The organism is Streptomyces sp. NPDC031426 (assembly GCF_055581585.1).
This window is the reverse complement of the sequence record NZ_JBVIJE010000032.1, coordinates 1-17,827: the sequence shown is the minus strand read 5'-3', so window position 1 is coordinate 17,827 and position 17,827 is coordinate 1. Positions and strand designations below refer to the sequence as shown.

The following is a 17,827-nucleotide window of genomic DNA, read 5'->3' as shown; positions in this document are numbered from 1 at the left end:
CGTCTCCCCCCCCCCCCCCCCCCCCCCCCCCCCCCCCCCCCCCCCCCCCCCCCCCCCCCCCTCTCCCCCCCCCCCCCCCCCCCCCCCCCCCCCCCCCCCCCCCCCCCCCCCCCCCCCCCCCCCCCCCCCCCCCCCCCCCCCCCGCTTCCGTCTGTGGCGCGTCTGTGGCGCGGCTGTGGGCTCGCCCACGTGGTGAGCCTTCTCTCGCATGGTGCAAAGGGTCGCAAAGGGATCCTTAGGGGGCTTTCGGGGTGCGGAGGGTGTGGGTCCGCCGTGTAGGGTCCGTGGGCCGAGAGCCAGGGAAGGGACCAATCCGGTGAACAAGAAGCTCGCGGCCGCACTGTCCGGCGGTGCGGTACTGGTGGTGGCGCTGTCGGGATGCACCAGCAGCGGCGGTGACAAGGGACCCGACCCCAAGCTGGTCGCCTGGGCCAAGTCGGTGTGTGACGCGGTGCCCGCGCAGGACGCGAAGATCAAGGCGGCGAACGCGGCGATCAGTACGACAGCCGCCGACACCGCCAAGCCCGAGACGCTCCAGAAGACGGACTCGCAGGCCTTCCAGGACATGGCCGACGGCTACAAGGCGATAGCCGCCGCCGTCAGCGACGCGGGTGCGCCTCCCGGTGTCCAGGACGGCGCCAAGCGGCTCCAGGACGTCGTGAAGAGCTTCAACGGCCTCTCCGCCTCCTACGCCGGCCTCAAGAAGCAGGTCGACGCGCTGAACACCAAGGACCAGGCCAAGTTCGCCTCGGGTCTGCACGACATCGCGGTGCAGATGACGGACCTGGAGAAGCAGCACCAGAGCGGCACCGACGCGCTGGAGAAGCTCCAGCAGGGCGACGTCAAGAACGCCATCGCCCAGCAGGCCAGCTGCAAGAAGGTCGCCGCAACGGCGTCGTCGTCCTCGCCGTCGGCGGGCTGACCCGGACGGCGGCCGGCGGCTGCAGTTGACGGGACGACAGCCCGTGGCTGCGGCTGACTGATCACGGTCGGCGGAACGCGGTCGCGGATCACGGCGTCGGCTGCACTGTCTCGGTCCGCGGAGCGGAAGGCCGGCTCGCGAGTCCCGCTTGGGCCGACCGCGGCGTGTCCCGGGGTGGCGTGCGCCGGTCGCGGGGCCCGCTCCCGTCGCTGGCCGCCGCCGTCCGGCGGGCCGTGGCCCGGCCGGGTACCGAGGCGTGCGGGGGCCCAGCCGTGAGGCGTGCTGAGGCCGCGTCCGGGAGGGGCCACGGGCCACAATGGGGGGTGTGACTGACTCCGGACTCGCTTCCCTGCCCGCTTCCGACCGGCCCGACATCGCCGCGCGCCTGCGTGCGGCGCTGCTGGCCGCCTCCTTCACCGCCGACGGGCTGCTCGACCTGCTCGGCGCCCCCGCGTACGCGGCGCTGGCCCGCAGCGAGACCGTGCCCGCACTGAGGGCGACCCGTGGCGACACGCCGCTGGAGACGCTCGTACGGCTGTTCCTGCTCCAGCAACCGGTGCCGTACGCGCGCGTGGCGGCCGTTCTGCCGGCCGAGGAGGCGCTGGAAGCCGGATGGCTCACGCGCGTGGGCGGCGACGAGGTGGCCGCCACCGTGGACGTACGGCCCTACGGCGGTCCCGGCGGCGAGGACTGGTTCATCGTCTCCGACCTGGGCTGCGCGGTCGGCGGAGCCGGCGGGATCGGGCAGCGCGACGAGGGCGTCGTACTCGGCGTCGGCGGTGCCTCCACGACCCTCGCCGGCATCACCGTCCGTACGCCGGTCGCCTCCGCCCTGGACCTCGGCACCGGCTCCGGCATCCAGGCGCTGCACGCCGCCCAGCACGCCACGCGCGTGACGGCGACCGACCTCAACCCGCGCGCGCTGCACATCACCGCGCTCACGCTCGCGCTCTCCGCCGCCCCCGCCGCCGACCTGCGGGAGGGCTCGCTGTTCGAACCGGTGCGGGACGACGAGACCTTCGACCTGATCGTCTCCAACCCGCCCTTCGTCATCTCGCCGGGCGCCCGCCTCACGTACCGGGACGGTGGCATGGGCGGGGACGATCTGTGCCGCTCGCTCGTTCAGCAGGCGGGGGAACGGCTGAACGAGGGCGGGTTCGCGCAGTTCCTCGCCAACTGGCAGCACGTGGCAGGGGAGGACTGGCAGGACAGACTCAGGTCGTGGGTGCCGCGCGGGTGCGATGCCTGGATCGTGCAGCGCGAGGTACAGGACGTCACGCAGTACGCCGAGCTGTGGCTGAGGGACGCCGGTGACCACCGCGGGGACCCGGCGGAGTACCAGGCGCGCTACGACGCCTGGCTCGACGAGTTCGAGGCGCGCAAGGTCAGGGCGGTCGGTTTCGGCTGGATCACCCTGCGCCGGACCCGTTCCGCAGAGCCCGTCGTCACGGTGGAGGAGTGGCCGCACCCGGTCGAACAGCCTCTCGGGGACACGATCCGGGCGCACTTCGAGCGTCTCGACTATCTCCGGGAGCACGACGACGCGGCACTGCTCGACAGCCACTTCAGGCTCGCCGCCGAGGTGGTCCAGGAGCAGGTCGGGCTGCCCGGTGCCGAGGACCCCGAGCATGTGGTGCTCCGCCAGCACCGCGGGATGCGCCGGGCCACGAAGGTGGACACCGTCGGGGCCGGGTTCGCGGGTGTCTGCGACGGCACGCTGAGCGCGGGCCGCATCCTGGACGCCATCGCCCAGCTCATGCAGGAGGACCCGGTGGTGCTCCGCGACCGGACGCCCGCGCAGATCCGCCTGCTGGTGGAGCAGGGCTTCCTCGACCCGGCGCGCTGACCGAGCGGGCGGGGCGACAGGGCTGCGGCGGCTGGTCCGGCGTGCGGCGGGCTACGGCGGCTTGGGTCGCCTGAGGTACGCCGGGTACCGGCTCGGTCGTAGCCGTTCCCCGATGCCCTCGTGGCCGCGCCCGGATCATCGTCGTATGCCGGTGGCACGGGCCGGCGCGGACCCGTTCCGGGGTGCCGTGACGCGTCATGCCGCTGCCATGACGCGCCGACGCCGGGAAAACGGCCGGAAAAATATGGCTGCCGGACCGGTCAAGGTCTCTATTCGGTCATGTGTGCGATATCGCGCCGGCCGGCCGTTCACCCTGATGTCGCCCGCCCGTCCCTCGCTCGTCTCCCGTGCGTGCCAGTCTCCGGGCGCGGGCAGAGCCGGACGGCACGGAAGGGGTGGGCGGGGGATGGAGAGCGGGCCGGCGATCTTCGCGGGAGCGGTGTTCGCCCTGTTCGGAGGCGCCGTGCTGGCCTGGACCGGCACCCGCATCAGGCGCCGCGAGCCGGTGGCCCACGGTGTGAACCAGGTCGCATCGGCGGCCCTCGCGAGTGTGGCCGGGACGGTCGCGCTGGTCCTCGGTGTGTACTGCCTGACCCGCCTCTGACATCGGCAGCGCGCGGCGGTGAGAGTGCCGCGGAAGTAAGGGGAGCGTCACGCTCCGGACATGCCTCGGGTGGGTACCCGGTAGTCCGGGCGGCAGGAATGGCGGTAGTCGGGTTACCGTTCGAGTGGCCGTTGTGGGCTTTTCCCGTTTGACACGGGGGCGGGATGTACCGTCACACTCCGCAGCGTCACACGTGCCAGCAGTACGCCGCGACCCCGGGATGAAGCCCTGGGGAGGCCCCAGCGTCGACCGGAGAGAAGAGCGAAGTTGTCCCCGACCAGCGAGACCGCACAGGGCGGCCGCCGACTCGTCATCGTCGAGTCGCCTGCCAAGGCGAAGACGATCAAGGGCTACCTCGGCCCCGGCTACGTCGTCGAAGCGAGCGTCGGGCACATCCGCGACCTCCCCAACGGCGCCGCGGAGGTGCCCGAGAAGTACACCGGCGAGGTGCGCCGCCTCGGTGTGGACGTCGACCATGACTTCCAGCCGATCTATGTGATCAACGCCGACAAGAAGGCGCAGGTCAAGAAGCTCAAGGACCTGTTGAAGGATTCCGACGAGCTCTTCCTCGCCACCGATGAGGACCGGGAGGGCGAGGCGATCGCCTGGCACCTCCAGGAGGTCCTCAAGCCGAAGATCCCGGTCAAGCGGATGGTCTTCCACGAGATCACCAAGGACGCGATCCGCGAGGCCGTCGCCAACCCGCGCGAGCTCAACCAGAAGCTGGTCGACGCCCAGGAGACCCGCCGCATCCTCGACCGGCTCTACGGGTACGAGGTCTCGCCGGTCCTGTGGAAGAAGGTCATGCCGCGCCTGTCGGCCGGCCGCGTCCAGTCCGTCGCCACGCGTCTCGTCGTCGAGCGGGAACGCGAGCGCATTGCGTTTCGCTCTGCCGAGTACTGGGACCTGACGGGCACCTTCGCGACCGGCCGTGCGGGGGATCTGTCGGACCCGTCGTCGCTGGTCGCCCGCCTGCAGACCGTCGACGGCAGGCGGATCGCGCAGGGCCGCGACTTCGACTCCCTGGGGCAGCTCAAGAGCGAGAACACCCTCCACCTCGACGAGGCGACCGCCCGTGCCCTCGCCGCCGCCCTGGAGAGCACGCGCTTCTCCGTGCGGTCCGTCGAGTCCAAGCCGTACCGCCGCTCGCCGTACGCCCCGTTCCGTACGACGACGCTGCAGCAGGAGGCCAGCCGCAAGCTCGGCTTCGGCGCGAAGGCGACCATGCAGATCGCGCAGAAGCTGTACGAGAACGGCTACATCACGTACATGCGTACGGACTCCACGACGCTGAGCGACACCGCGATCGCGGCCGCCCGCGCCCAGGTCACGCAGCTGTACGGCGCCGACTACCTGCCCCCGCAGCCGCGCACGTACGCCGCCAAGGTCAAGAACGCGCAGGAGGCCCACGAGGCGATCCGCCCCTCGGGTGATCGTTTCCGCACTCCCGCCGAGACCGGCCTGACCGGCGACCAGTTCAGGCTCTACGAGCTCATCTGGATGCGGACCGTCGCCTCCCAGATGAAGGACGCGACCGGTAACTCCGTGACCGTGAAGATCGGTGGCACCGCCGCCGACGGCCGGGACGTCGAGTTCAGCGCCTCCGGCAAGACGATCACCTTCCACGGCTTCCTGAAGGCCTACGTCGAGGGCGCCGACGACCCGAACGCCGAACTGGACGACCGCGAGCGCCGGCTGCCGCAGGTCGCCGAGGGCGACGCGCTGTCCGCCGAGGAGATCACGGTCGACGGCCACGCCACCAAGCCCCCGGCGCGCTACACCGAGGCCTCCCTGGTCAAGGAGCTGGAAGAGCGCGAGATCGGCCGCCCGTCGACGTACGCGTCGATCATCGGCACGATCCTCGACCGCGGCTACGTCTTCAAGAAGGGCACGGCGCTCGTCCCGTCCTTCCTGTCCTTCGCCGTGGTCAACCTCCTGGAGAAGCACTTCGGGCGGCTCGTCGACTACGACTTCACCGCCAAGATGGAGGACGACCTCGACCGCATCGCGGCCGGCGAGGCCAAGGCCGTGCCGTGGCTGAAGCGCTTCTACTTCGGCGAAGGCACCGGTCACGGCGGCGCCGCCGAGGCGGGCAACGGCGACGGGGACCACCTCGGTGGCCTCAAGGAGCTGGTGACCGACCTGGGCGCCATCGACGCGCGCGAGGTGTCGTCGTTCCCGGTGGGCAACGGCATCGTGCTCCGCGTCGGCCGCTTCGGCCCCTACGTCGAGCGCGGCGAGAAGGGCACCGAGGAGTACCAGTCCCACGACGTCCCGGACGACCTGCCGCCGGACGAGCTGAACGTCGAGCTGGCCGAGGAACTGCTGGCCAAGCCCAGCGGCGACTTCGAGCTGGGCACCGACCCGGCCACCGGCCACCCGATCGTCGCGAAGGCCGGCCGCTACGGCCCGTACGTCACGGAGGTCCTCCCCGAGGGCACCCCGAAGACCGGCAAGAACGCGGTCAAGCCGCGCACGGCCTCGCTGTTCAAGTCCATGTCGCTCGACACGGTCACGCTCGAGGACGCGCTGAAGCTGATGTCGCTGCCGCGGATCGTCGGCACCGACGCCGACGGCCAGGAGATCACCGCGCAGAACGGCCGCTACGGCCCGTATCTGAAGAAGGGCACGGACTCGCGCTCGCTGCAGTCCGAGGACCAGCTCTTCACGATCACGCTGGAGGAGGCGCAGGCGATCTACGCCCAGCCCAAGCAGCGTGGCCGGGCCGCCGCCAAGCCGCCGCTGAAGGAGCTGGGCGAGGACCCGGTCTCCGGCAAGCCGGTCGTGGTCAAGGACGGCCGCTTCGGGCCGTACGTCACCGACGGCGAGACCAACGCGACCCTGCGCTCCGGCGACAGCGTCGAGGCGATCACCCCGGAGCGCGGCTTCGAGCTGCTCGCCGAGAAGCGCGCGAAGGCGCCCGCCAAGAAGACCGCGAAGAAGGCCCCGGCCAAGAAGGCGGCCCCGGCGAAGAAGACCGCCGCCAAGAAGACGGCGGCGAAGAAGACGACCGCGGCCGCGAAGAAGACCACGGCCAAGAAGACGACCGCCAAGAAGGCCACGGCTTCCAAGGCGACGGCTTCGGGCGCGGAGGACTGACCACCGAGGACTGACCGCCGAGGCCTGAGTGCGCAGACCGAGCGCCGAGGCCTGGTCAGCCTCCGCACTGCTGTTCGGCTTCGCGAAGGCTTCGCGTCTGTATCACTTCGGCACGCCCCGGCATCACTTTGATGTCGGGGCGTGCGCATGCCAGGAGCGGCGGGGTGTGGTGTCGGTGCCTCCGGATAGGCTGAACGCATGACGCGAGCCGAGCAACCAACGGCCACCACCACAGCCCCGGACGACGCCCTGGTCGCGGACTCCCGCGAGCGCGCCGTCCGTTCCCTGCTGCGCCGACCCGAGCTGCGACGCCTGTGGAGCGCGCAGCTGGTGAGCGGCGTCGGCGACACCCTCGCCCTCCTCGTCCTGGTCGTCCTCGCCCTCCAGGCGGCGATCGCCCAGGGCGCGTTCGGCGGTGGATACCGGGGCGTGGCGTTCGCAGTGGCGACGGTCTTCGCCGCGCGCGTTCTCGCCGCGCTGCTGTTCGGCGCGGTCCTCCTCGGCCCGCTGAACACGCTCACCGCCCAGGAGGGCCCGCTCGACCGCCGCTGGACCATGGTCGGCGCCGACGGCGTGCGCGCCGCGCTGCTGATCGTCGCGCCCCTGTGGATCGACTGGACCCCGGACAACGCACTGGCCGTCCTGCTGGTCACCGCCTTCGTCACCGGAGTCGCCGAGCGCCTGTGGACGGTCTGCCGGGAGAGCGCGGCTCCCGCCCTGCTGCCCGGCCCGCCCCCGGAGGGTGCCACCGTACGGCCGCTGCCGGACCACATGGACGCCCTGCGCCGCCTGTCGCTGCGCACCAGCTTCCTCGCCGTACCGCTGGCGGCCGCCGCGCTGGTCGCCGCCGGCCTGCTCAACAACCTGCTCGGCACCGGCGTGGCCTGGTTCGACCAGCACCACGCGGCCCTCGGGGCGTATGTGGCGGCGGGCCTGTTCGCCGCCTCCCTGTCCGTGCTGACCTTCCTCGACCTGCCCGACGTGCGCACCCCCCGCGCGCGGTCGCCGCTGGAGGGCCTGCGCCGCCCGCGCACCGGCACCGGCGTCGACAAGGGCCGTACGGGCGCGATCCCGCTGCTCGTCCCGGCCGCCGCCGCGGTCGCCGGAGCCATCGCGGCGGCCGTCTCGGTGTGCGTGATGCACGCCACCGACCTGGGCGGCGGCCCGGTGCTGTACGGCCTGCTGGTGCTGGGCCTGACCGGCGGTGTCGCCGTCGGCATCCGTACGGCCCCCGCGCTGCTGCCCTCGCTCTCCCGCCGCCGGCTGCTCGCCCTCGCGATCGCCTTCACCGGCATCGCCCTGCTGGCCGCCGGTCTGGTCCCGGACGTCACCACGGTCCTCCTGATCGTCACGCTCGCCGGCGTCACCGCGGGCGTGGCCGCGAACACCGGGCACGCGCTGCTCGACCAGGAGACCGAGGACTACCGCCGGGGGCGCGTCACCGAGCACCTGCACGCGGTCGTGCGGGTCTTCGTTGCGCTCGGCGCGCTGATCGCGCCCGTGGCCGCCGGGCTCATCGGGCGGCACCGGCTGGAGAACGGCAAGTTCGTCTTCGCGCACGGCGGCGCCTCCTTCACGCTGATGCTGGTCGGCGCGCTGCTGCTGCCGGTGGCGGCGCTGGTGCTCGCCAAGGTCGACGACCGCTCCGGCATCCCGCTGCGCCAGGACCTCAAGGACGCGCTGCTCGGCGGTGACGACCCGGTCGAGGCACCGGCGGCGGGCGGTTTCTTCATCGTCCTGGAGGGCGGCGACGGCGCCGGAAAGTCCACCCAGGCCGAGGCCCTCGCCGAGTGGATCCGCGGCAAGGGCCACGAGGTCGTGCTCACCCGCGAGCCGGGGGCCACGCCCGTCGGCAAGCGGCTGCGCTCGATCCTGCTGGACGTCTCCTCGGCGGGCCTGTCGCATCGCGCGGAGGCACTGCTGTACGCCGCCGACCGGGCCGAGCACGTCGATACCGTCGTACGCCCCGCGCTGGAGCGCGGCGCGGTGGTCATCTCCGACCGCTACATCGACTCGTCCGTCGCCTACCAGGGCGCCGGCCGCGATCTGTCCCCGACCGAGATCGCGCGCATCAACCGCTGGGCGACCAACGGGCTCGTCCCGCATCTGACCGTCCTGCTGGACGTCTCGCCGGAGACCGCCCGCGAGCGGTTCACCGAGGCGCCGGACCGGCTGGAGTCGGAGCCGGCGGAGTTCCACGCACGCGTGCGCTCCGGTTTCCTCACGCTGGCCGCCGCCGACCCCGGCCGTTACCTGGTCGTGGACGCCGGCCAGGAGCCCGAGGCCGTCACCACGGTGATCCGGCATCGGCTCGACACCGTGCTGCCGCTGTCCGAGGCCGAGGTCAAGGCCCAGGAGGAGGCCCGGAGGAAGGCCGAGGAGGAGGCCCGCCGCAAGGCCGAGGAAGAGGCCGCGCGCAAGGCCGAGGAGGAGCGCCTGGAGCGCGAGCGCCAGGAGGAGCTGGCCCGGCTGCGCGCCGAGGAGGAGGGACGCAAGCGCCGCGAGCTGGAGGAGGCCCAGCGCCGCGAGGCCGAACGGCAGGCGGAGGAGGCCCGGCAGCGGGCCGCGGAGGCCGCCCGGCGCGCTGAGGAGGAGCGGCAGCGGCTGCTCGCCGAGGAGAAGGCCCGCGCCGAGGAGGAGGCCCGCCGCAGGGCCGAGGAGGAGCGGCGCCGCAAGCAGGCCGAGGAGGAGGCCCGGCTGCGCGCCGAGGAAGAGGCCCGGCAGGCCCGGCTGCGCGCCGAGGAGGAAGCGCGGCGCCTGGAGAAGCAGCGCAAGGCCGAGGAGGCGCTGCTGCGCGCCGAGGAGGCCCGTAGGCAGGCGACCGAGGCAGCGGCGGCGGCCGACACGGCGGCCCGCCGGTCCAGCACGCCCCTGCCGGCCGCGCCGGGCCCGGCCCCGGACGCGGTGACGGTTCCCACCCCGGTGGTCTCGCCCAGCCAGGGCGATCCGGGCACACGCGGGGCGGGCACGGACGAGACGACGGTGCTGCGCCCGGTGCGCGAGGAGCGGCGTGACTCCGCCGAGAACGCCCAGGACGTCCACGACGCCAAGGCTTCCGGCGCCTCCCACCCGGACTCCGAGGTGACCGCCGAGCTGCCGCAGCCTCCGGCGGCTCCGGGCGCGACGGACGAGACGGCGGTGCTGCCCCGGGTTCCGGGTGCGGCCGACGAGACGGCGGTGCTGCCACCGGTGGTTCCGGGTGCGGCCGACGAGACGGCCGTACTGCCGCCCGTACGGGATGACGCCCCCGCTGACCGGCTGCCGCCCGGCTTCTTCCGGGACGAGCGGTCCGCCGCGGGCCCCGACGGCTCCGAGGACCGTACGCGCGAGATGCCGCAGATCGACGCCGACGGCACCCCTCGCCGCCGGCCGCGTTCCGACTGGGCCGAGGAGACCCCGCTGGACGACCTGCCGTCGCTGGCGGACGAACTGCTGGGGTCCTACGACGAGCGGGAGCACGGCGACCACGACGAGGAGCAGGGCCGCCGGGGCCGGGGCCGGGGCCGGGGCAGGCGCGGCTGACGGCCGGCACGGCCGCTACCGGCGAGCGCGGCGAACAGAGGGCGGCGCGGGTCGTACACCGGCCTGCGCCGCCCTCACCGTTCCCACCGGCCGGCGCCGCCTGACCGTTCCCACCGGCCGTCGGCGCGCACGCGGACCGCGTTGTCAGTGCCCGCCCGCACAATGGAGGGCAGGAACGCGGAGTGTGACGGAAGGGCGGCGTGACCCATGACCGTATGGGACGACCTCGTCGGGCAGGAGAAGGTGAGCGCGGTGCTCGACGCGGCCGCGCGGGACGCCGACGCCCTCGTCACGGCCGTCGCGGCCGACGAGCCGCTGCCCGAGACGTCGAAGATGACGCACGCATGGCTGTTCACGGGGCCGCCCGGAGCGGGCCGGAACCAGGCGGCCAGGGCCTTCGCAGCCGCCCTGCAGTGCGTCAGCCCCGACCGCGCCCTCGGCGGAGCCCCCGGCTGCGGCTTCTGCGACGGCTGCCACACCGCGCTGCTCGGCACCCACGCGGACGTCACCTCGGTGGCCGCCGTGGGCTCCGAGATCCTGGTGAAGGACATGCGGGACACGGTCCGCAAGTCGTTCACCTCCCCGGCGAACGGCCGCTGGCAGATCATCCTGGTGGAGGACGCCGAGCGGCTGAACGAGAAGTCGGCCAACGCCGTCCTCAAGGCGGTGGAGGAGCCCGCCCCGCGCACGGTCTGGCTGCTGTGCGCCCCCTCCGTCGAGGACGTCCTGCCGACGATTCGCTCCCGCTGCCGCCACCTGAACCTGCGCACGCCGTCCGTGGACGCGGTGGCCGACATGCTCGTACGGCGCGACGGCATCGAACCCGAGGTCGCGGCGGCCGCCGCCCGCGCCACCCAGGGGCACGTCGACCGCGCCCGGCGCCTGGCCACCGACCCGGCGGCCCGCGAGCGCCGCGCGGCCGTCCTCAAGCTGCCCCTCCGCCTCGACGAGGTCGGTGCCTGCCTCAGGGCCGCCCAGGAACTGGTCGACGCGGCCGCCGAGGACGCCAAGCAGCTCGCCGAGGAGATGGACGGCAAGGAGACCGAGGAGCTGAAGGCGGCGCTGGGCGCGGTCCAGGGCGGCCGGCTGCCCCGCGGCACGGCGGGCGTGATGAAGGACCTGGAGGACATGCAGAAGCGCCGCAGAACCCGCACGCAGCGCGACAGTCTCGACATCGCCCTCGGCGACCTCACCGCCTTCTACCGCGACGTCCTCGCCCTGCAGCTCGGCTCAAGCGTGGCGATCGCCAACGCGGACGCCGAGGACGCCCTGGAGCGGCTGGCGCGCGGCAGCACCCCGGAATCCACGCTCCGCCGTATCGAGGCGATCGCCGCATGCCATGAGGCCCTCGACCGCAACGTGGCCCCGCTGCTTGCGGTGGAGGCCATGACGATGGCGCTGCGCGCGGGCTGAACACCGCGCCGGGAGGCCGACCGGCGATGTCACGGGTAGACGACGTCACCGGACGATGTCACGGGTACGAAGCCGCCGCCGTTGTCCCCCGTACGAGGCCACTGATCCCACGCACCGCATCCGGAGCATCGCACAGCGTTACGCTCACTTGATGCACACCAGCCCATCCCTCCGCCGGACCCGGGGCGCCCGCACCCGGACGTCGGCTCGCCTCACGGCCGCCCTGTTCGCGGCGGCCGCCCTGCTCGTGTCCGCCTGCTCCTCCGGGAGCTCGACGTCGGCGGGCGGTGCGGCGGACGCGGTGCTGGCCGCGCTGCCCCATGCGACGCCGTCAGCGCTGTCGCCGTACTACTCCCAGCGGCTGCACTGGCGCAGCTGCGGTGCCCCCGGTTTCCAGTGCGCCACGATGAAGGCCCCGCTGGACTACGCCGATCCCGGTGCGGGTGACGTCCGGCTGGCCGTCACCCGCAAGCCTGCCACCGGCAAGGGCAGGCCGCTCGGTTCGCTGCTGGTCAACCCCGGCGGCCCCGGCGGCTCGGCGGTGGCCTACGTCCAGAGTTACGCGGGCATCGGCTACCCGGCCGACGTCCGCGCCCGCTACGACATGGTCGCGGTGGATCCGCGGGGCGTGGCCCGCAGCGAGCCCGTGAAGTGCCTCGACGGGCGCCAGATGGACACCTACACGGAAACGGACCTGACGCCCGACGACCAGCAGGAGCAGAACGCGGTGGTCTCGGCGGACAGGACGTTCGCCGAGAGCTGCGGGGCTCACTCGGCGCGGCTGCTGCGGCACGTCTCCACCGTCGAGGCGGCCCGCGACATGGACATCCTGCGGGCAGTGCTGGGTGATCCGAAACTGAACTACGTGGGGGCGTCGTACGGCACGTTCCTCGGAGCGACGTACGCGGGCCTGTTCCCGGACCGGGTGGGCCGGATGGTCCTGGACGGCGCGATGGACCCGTCCGTGGACTCCCGGCGCATGAACCTGGACCAGACGGCCGGCTTCGAGACGGCGTTCGAGGCGTTCGCGAAGGACTGCGTACGGCACTCCGACTGCCCGCTCGGCAGCAGTGGCACATCGCCGGCGCAGGTCGGCGCCCACCTCAGGGCGTTCTTCCGGAAGCTGGACGCGCACCCCATCACGGCGGGCGACGCGGACGGACGCAAGCTGAACGAGTCGCTGGCCACGACCGGGGTGATCGCCGCGATGTACGACCAGGGCACCTGGGAACAGCTGCGCGTCGCGCTGACCTCCGCGATGAGGAAGAACGACGGCGCGGGCCTGCTCGCGCTCTCCGACAGCTACTACGAACGTGGCGCCGACGGCCACTACAGCAACCTGATGATGGCCAACGCGGCCGTGAACTGCCTGGACCTGCCGCCGGCCTTCACCGGCCCCGAGCAGGTCGACAAGGCCCTGCCCGCCTTCGAGAAGGCGTCTGCGGTCTTCGGCGACGGCCTGGCCTGGGCCTCGCTGAACTGCGCGTACTGGCCGGTGAAGGCCACGGGTGAGCCGCATCGCATCGAGGCGAAGGGCGCGGCGCCGATCGTGGTGGTCGGCACCACCCGCGACCCCGCGACCCCCTACCACTGGGCCCAGTCCCTGGCCCGCCAGCTCTCCTCGGGCCGCCTCCTGACATACGTCGGTGACGGCCACACCGCCTACGGCCGCGGCAGCACCTGCATCGACACGGCGATCAACACCTACCTGCTCCGCGGCACCCCGCCCACGGCCGGAAAACGCTGCTCATAGCCCCTGCCACACCCCTGCGGCCCGCCCCGGATCCCCCGCTTCCGGGGCTTGGTCGGAGCACCCCCGGAAACTGTGTAGACTTACCGACGTTGCCGATCGCACCATGGTGCGGACGGCGCGCCGCCTTAGCTCAGATGGCCAGAGCAACGCACTCGTAATGCGTAGGTCTCGGGTTCGAATCCCGAAGGCGGCTCCACTGAACCCCAGGCCGGAAATGCTCCCGACCTGGGGTTTTCTCGTTCAGCGGACGCCGGGGATGATGTCGTTGCGGGTCTTCGACCAGTAGTCGTCGAGCGACCGCGGCTTGAGCTTCAAGCTCGCAATGTCGGTGAGGTAGGTCTCCATCCACGCCGCAACGGTCGGCTTACGGCCAGCGGCGGGCGCGCGCCCCTGGTCCCGCTGGCGCTCCAGCTCCTTCACCTTGCGCTTGATCTCGGCCTCGGTCCGGGCCCGGCGGTGGCGTCGGTCGGGGCCGCCGTCACTCTTGACGCCCATCGTCACGCGGCCGTGCCACCAGCCATCGGCGCCGAAGTAGATGGACGACTCCATGTTGGGCTTGCGGGGGCTCATGTGCTCCTCCATGCGGGAGGCGCCCCGAGCGGGATGCTCGGGGCGCCTCGGTGACGTGCTCGGGGTCAGTTGGGCAGCGGGGCGAAGTTGGCCACGTACGCTTCGAGGTCGGCACGCCGGATCCGGCGAGTGCGGCCCAACTTGATGTACTTGATGGCGCCTTCGGCCATCAGCTCATAGACAGTGGAACGGCCGATGGCGAGCGCTTCGGCAGCCTCTTCGGGCTTGTACAGGAGTCGGTCAACGGGAGCGGCAATCGCGGTGCTCATCCGGGTGTCTCCTAAGCGGGAGGGTCTTGGGCGCTTGTCAGGGCTCGCGTCTGTCCGAGGTTCGGATTTCTGCGTCATTGCCTCATCAGCGTCATTCAGGCTTCTGACCTGCGGCTTTGTGTGACGCAGTGGCTAGGGGGTGCGTCATCGGCGCGTCATGGGCTGCGTCATTCGGTGACGCAGATGACGCAGAGGCCGCCGTCTGCGTCATGGCTGTAGTCGCAGGTCAGGTGCCGTTTTTCGGCCTGCATGACGCAGATGACGCAGTGTCTTTCCTCTTAGCACAAAAGAGGGGGCTCTTCTGTTGTGGTGCGGTGCGCCTCAGAGCGCGAAGAAGGAGCCGCTGCGCGGCGCGACCATTGTGCGGCGTTCCGCCGAACAGCAAGAAGAGCACGCGGCCCGTGGTGCTCTTCTTGCTTGTCCGGGGGAGATCGCGGCGCGGGTCAGAACATCGGTTTGTGCTGGTGTGGGGGTGGGGTGGCCAGGCGGGTCATTTCGAGGTAGCGGCCCTCGCTGGTGCGGCCCGAGTCGATGAGGACGCCGCGAGCGGCAAGCGTCGGCTGGAGGCGCTTGAGCCGGTCGGAGAGGACTTTGCCCGTGGTCGGCCAGCCCTTGGGCAGGGGGCGCAGTTCGTCGCCGCTGTGGAGGTGGCTGAGGTGGTGCAGCCACTCGGTGGAGGTCATGCGCTGCGCCGCGTCCGGCTCGATGGTGTCGGCATGCCTGAGGACGGTCTGTGCGAGGAGATCGCCCTCGATCACGTCGTCGTTGAGGTCGTCCAGACTGGCCCGGTACGCGGTGAGCGCCCCGAGGCCGTTGCCGCATCGAGCTGCGCGCACAGGTGGGCGAAGTCGGCCATCCGCAGGTCGGTGGGGGTCTCTGCCTCCACCGCGCGGACCTTGACGGTGAGGTCCAGGAGAGAGTCGAGGACGACGGGCAGAACCTCTGCGTATTCCGCCCACAGTTCGGCCTCGGTGCGCCGGACGCGGGGCCGCTCCAAGCGCAGCGGCAGGAGCCGTTCCGCGAGGTCGGGCCGGATGACTCCCACGTCGATACCGGTCAGGAGCAGGGGGCGGCGGTAGCGAGCGCGGAACACGTCCCCGTCGGTGAACAGGGCGCGCTTGACGTTCTCGGCGCCCGTAACGATGCAGCACATGGCGTCGGACAGGTCCGGGGTCATGTGGGAGAGGTTGTCCAGGGCGGTGACTCATCCGGCCGCCACCGCTGCGATCAGGTTCTCCTCGTCCTTCGGCGCCCGGCGCAGGTCTCCGCTCATGCCCTCGACGACCCGCACGAGCATCCGCCCGCCGGTGGACTTGCCCGCGCCCTGCGGCCCGGTGAGGAACGGAGCGGGGACGGGCACGGACGGCCCGAGGCAGCCGATGAGCCAGGCAATGGCCAGGCATTCGGTCTCGGCGCCTGCGAAGTTGCACAGTCGTAGCAGGAGATCGATGCCCTTGCCGTCGGTGTCTTTGGCCGGCAGGGGCAGTTCCCCGGTGAGCTGGGTGCGCCGCCAGCACACCTCACGCGGATCGGGAACGGCGATGTCCCAGCCGGTGGGGTGGATGCGGACGGACTGCCCGTCGTTGCGGCCCAGGTCCAGCCACGTCGCCTCGTCGAATCCGGGGGCGACGCGGATGTGGACGGGCTGTACTTGCTCGGACAGGGCGAGTGCTTCGATCAAGTCCAACGCCTCCTTGAGGGCGGTCCCGTTGAACACACCGAGCCCGTTCTTGACAGGTCACCGCCGCACGGGGTGTGGGCGACAGTGCGGGCGGTCCACCTGATTTCGCTGGCGATGCTCGGGGCGGTGGCGTAGGCCTGTTCCGGTGTCGGCCACGAGGCCGGGGCGGTGGTCGGCGGTGACGTACAGCCGCACCCGGTCGCCTTCTCGGGTGGGGTAGCGGCGTACCGGGCCGGTGGTGAAGGCGGTGCTGAGCATGGTGGGGACGCGGTCGGCGTCGGCCGGTTCGCAGATGGCGCGGATCTCGAACACAAACTGTCCCTTCGTGGTACAACTTGGACATGGCGGGTGGACGGCGGACGACCGGGCGGTTGCGGTCTGCGGAGGCACGCCGCTGGGTGAGGTTCGGTTCGGCGGTGCTTGGCTTCGGCGGCGCCGCTGTTGTCGTGCACTTGTGGCTGGGACAGTCGTGGCGCGATGTCCTGTGGATGGCCGCTTCGCTGGCGTTCGTGTGGGTGGTCGTTCAAGAGGCCCTAGAGGGCAGGCGCCGCGGGCGGGCTGGGCGGCGGGACCGTTGAAGGTCAGCCGTGGAAATGGTTCCGCTTGAAGATCGCCTTGCGGATGTTGACCGTGGTTCCGCTGCCGTGGTCGCACGTGCTGAAGACCTGCACGGCGATCCATCCGCCGAAGATGACGGCGGCGAGTGTGATGAGCTGAGTGATCAGAGCGGTCAGGGCGGTGATGAAGGTGGTGAGCATCAGCAGTCCGCCGCACACGGCGAGGAATCCGACCTGCCTCAAGAGCTCGGCTTCGGCTCCGGCATGACGTGCTGGCGCAGGTTGCGGGACTGGAACGAGGCCGGCGTGTGGCAACGGCTCCATGAGGTCCTGCTGGCTGAACTGAACGCGGCGCCGCGGCTGGACTGGTCCCGCTGCGTGGTCGACTCCTCGCACGTCAGGGCGCTAAAAGGGGGAGCCAGAGGGGCCCTTCGCCGGTCGACCGGGGCCGGTCCGGCTCGAAACACCATCTCATCACCGACGGACACGGCACTCCGCTCGCGGTCCTGTTGACTGGCGGCAACCGCAACGACGTTACCCAGCTCCAGCCCTTGCTCGATGCAATTCCCCCTGTCCGGGGCGGCGTCGGACGGCCGCGCCGCAAACCGGATTCGCTGTTCGCGGACCGCGGCTATGACCATGACGTCTACCGTGATCAGGTCCAATCTCGTGGCATCGTCCCGGCGAGGAACACGGCACGGTACTCGCCTGGGCACCTACCGCTGGGTGGTCGAGAGGACGTTTGCCTGGTTGCACGGCTTCCGGCGCCTGCGCTTCCGTTGGGAACGCAGGGCGGACATGCACGAAGCCTTCCTCAAACTCGCCTGCTGCCTCATCACCCACCGACAGCTCAGGGCATTGCGCTGACCTTCAACGCAGGGTTGTCGGGCGCCCGTGGATGTCAGCGACCCGTGCCATGCTCCGCTCATGAGTGACCGTTCGCTTTCGCCCGCATGGCTGGCCTCGTGGACCAACAGGGTCTCGGAAACCCTGAAGGCGATGACAGACGAGTTCGAGAGCCGGCACGGCTTCCCCCCCCCGGAACCAATGAGGTCCGGCTGGCCGACCACGCCGACCATGCCGCGGCTCGCACGCTTGCCCAGGTCAGCGTCGTCCCTGCCGACCTGAGTACCTTCTACGACAGCATCGGCGACGTCACCTGGGCGGACGTCGGCAACGGTTACTTCGTCGACTCGGCAGCCGATGTCCTTCTGTTGCGGTTTCAGCAGTACGGAGCTGTCGATGCCGACGCGGACCAGAAGGACGGTGGCCTGGTCATCGGCTCGAACGGTGGCGGCCTGTCCTATGTAGCCAGCCCAGGCGGAGTGATCTATCGGACGCGAACGGCGTCGCTGGACGAACCCGAGTTCGACCGGGCAGCTGATGACCTGCGGCAGTTTCTCGAGTTGCTGGAGCAATCTCTGAGACGGTTCGTCGCCAACGGCGAGCCGGGATGCCTGTAGCTGGTGCTCAGCAGTTCATTGTGTTAGCCGCTGTAAGGGCTTGCAGATCTTTAACTCATCTTTTTGACCTTGGTCTGGGTGCAGTCGGGAGCGAGGAACGTCGCGACGTCGCCTGGTGTGCGGAGGCG

The 17,827-nt window shown here is 71.5% G+C and carries 10 protein-coding genes, 1 tRNA gene and 4 pseudogenes; 10 read left to right on the top strand and 5 right to left on the bottom strand.

Going from position 1 to position 17,827, the window contains the following annotated elements:
• The first annotated feature begins 316 nt into the window (after window positions 1-316).
• The 8 genes from ACZ5NH_RS38610 to ACZ5NH_RS38575 all read left to right on the top strand — a co-directional run bounded on the left by ACZ5NH_RS38610 (window position 317) and on the right by ACZ5NH_RS38575 (window position 13,355).
• Window positions 317-922 carry a small secreted protein gene (locus ACZ5NH_RS38610; RefSeq protein ID WP_451554552.1) on the top strand — a complete coding sequence of 202 codons (606 nt, stop codon included), beginning with the start codon at window positions 317-319 and terminating at the stop codon, window positions 920-922.
• Between the two features lie 316 nt (window positions 923-1,238).
• Window positions 1,239-2,768, top strand: a complete 1,530-nt coding sequence (locus ACZ5NH_RS38605) for a DUF7059 domain-containing protein (protein ID WP_468782123.1) — start codon at window positions 1,239-1,241, stop codon at window positions 2,766-2,768.
• Window positions 2,769-3,174: 406 nt separating this feature from the next.
• Entirely contained in the window at window positions 3,175-3,372 is a 198-nt protein-coding gene (locus ACZ5NH_RS38600; RefSeq protein WP_468782121.1) for a hypothetical protein, read from the top strand.
• Between the two features lie 267 nt (window positions 3,373-3,639).
• Window positions 3,640-6,471 carry a type I DNA topoisomerase gene (topA, locus tag ACZ5NH_RS38595; protein ID WP_468782119.1) on the top strand — a complete coding sequence of 944 codons (2,832 nt, stop codon included), beginning with the start codon at window positions 3,640-3,642 and terminating at the stop codon, window positions 6,469-6,471.
• 198 nt (window positions 6,472-6,669) lie between these two features.
• Complete coding sequence (tmk, locus tag ACZ5NH_RS38590; protein ID WP_468782117.1) at window positions 6,670-9,993, top strand: dTMP kinase; 3,324 nt, start codon at window positions 6,670-6,672, stop codon at window positions 9,991-9,993.
• 207 nt (window positions 9,994-10,200) lie between these two features.
• Entirely contained in the window at window positions 10,201-11,406 is a 1,206-nt protein-coding gene (locus tag ACZ5NH_RS38585; protein ID WP_388623807.1) for a DNA polymerase III subunit delta', read from the top strand.
• 151 nt (window positions 11,407-11,557) lie between these two features.
• Window positions 11,558-13,159 carry an alpha/beta hydrolase gene (locus ACZ5NH_RS38580; RefSeq protein ID WP_468782115.1) on the top strand — a complete coding sequence of 534 codons (1,602 nt, stop codon included), beginning with the start codon at window positions 11,558-11,560 and terminating at the stop codon, window positions 13,157-13,159.
• 119 nt (window positions 13,160-13,278) lie between these two features.
• Window positions 13,279-13,355: transfer RNA gene (locus ACZ5NH_RS38575), tRNA-Thr, on the top strand.
• A 50-nt stretch (window positions 13,356-13,405) separates the two neighbouring features.
• Here ACZ5NH_RS38575 and ACZ5NH_RS38570 read toward each other — a convergent pair.
• From ACZ5NH_RS38570 to ACZ5NH_RS38550, 5 genes and pseudogenes are all read right to left on the bottom strand, one after another.
• Window positions 13,406-13,729, bottom strand: a pseudogene (locus ACZ5NH_RS38570) (tyrosine-type recombinase/integrase); the annotation flags it as partial.
• A gap of 65 nt (window positions 13,730-13,794) precedes the next feature.
• Window positions 13,795-13,998 (bottom strand): helix-turn-helix domain-containing protein, encoded by a 204-nt coding sequence (locus tag ACZ5NH_RS38565; protein WP_468782114.1) that lies wholly within the window; start codon window positions 13,996-13,998, stop codon window positions 13,795-13,797.
• Window positions 13,999-14,441: 443 nt separating this feature from the next.
• A pseudogene (locus tag ACZ5NH_RS38560) lies at window positions 14,442-15,730 on the bottom strand (ATP-binding protein); the annotation flags it as partial.
• A 6-nt stretch (window positions 15,731-15,736) separates the two neighbouring features.
• Window positions 15,737-15,991, bottom strand: a complete 255-nt coding sequence (locus ACZ5NH_RS38555) for a hypothetical protein (protein ID WP_468782112.1) — start codon at window positions 15,989-15,991, stop codon at window positions 15,737-15,739.
• Between the two features lie 269 nt (window positions 15,992-16,260).
• Window positions 16,261-16,479 (bottom strand): annotated as a pseudogene (locus ACZ5NH_RS38550) (hypothetical protein); the annotation flags it as partial.
• Here ACZ5NH_RS38550 and ACZ5NH_RS38545 point away from each other — a divergent pair.
• Window positions 16,471-17,103, top strand: a pseudogene (locus ACZ5NH_RS38545) (IS5 family transposase); the annotation flags it as partial. The pseudogenes ACZ5NH_RS38550 and ACZ5NH_RS38545 sit on opposite strands and share 9 nt — an antisense overlap.
• 86 nt (window positions 17,104-17,189) lie before the next feature.
• Entirely contained in the window at window positions 17,190-17,699 is a 510-nt protein-coding gene (locus tag ACZ5NH_RS38540; protein WP_468782110.1) for an SMI1/KNR4 family protein, read from the top strand.
• Window positions 17,700-17,827: the final 128 nt, after the last annotated feature.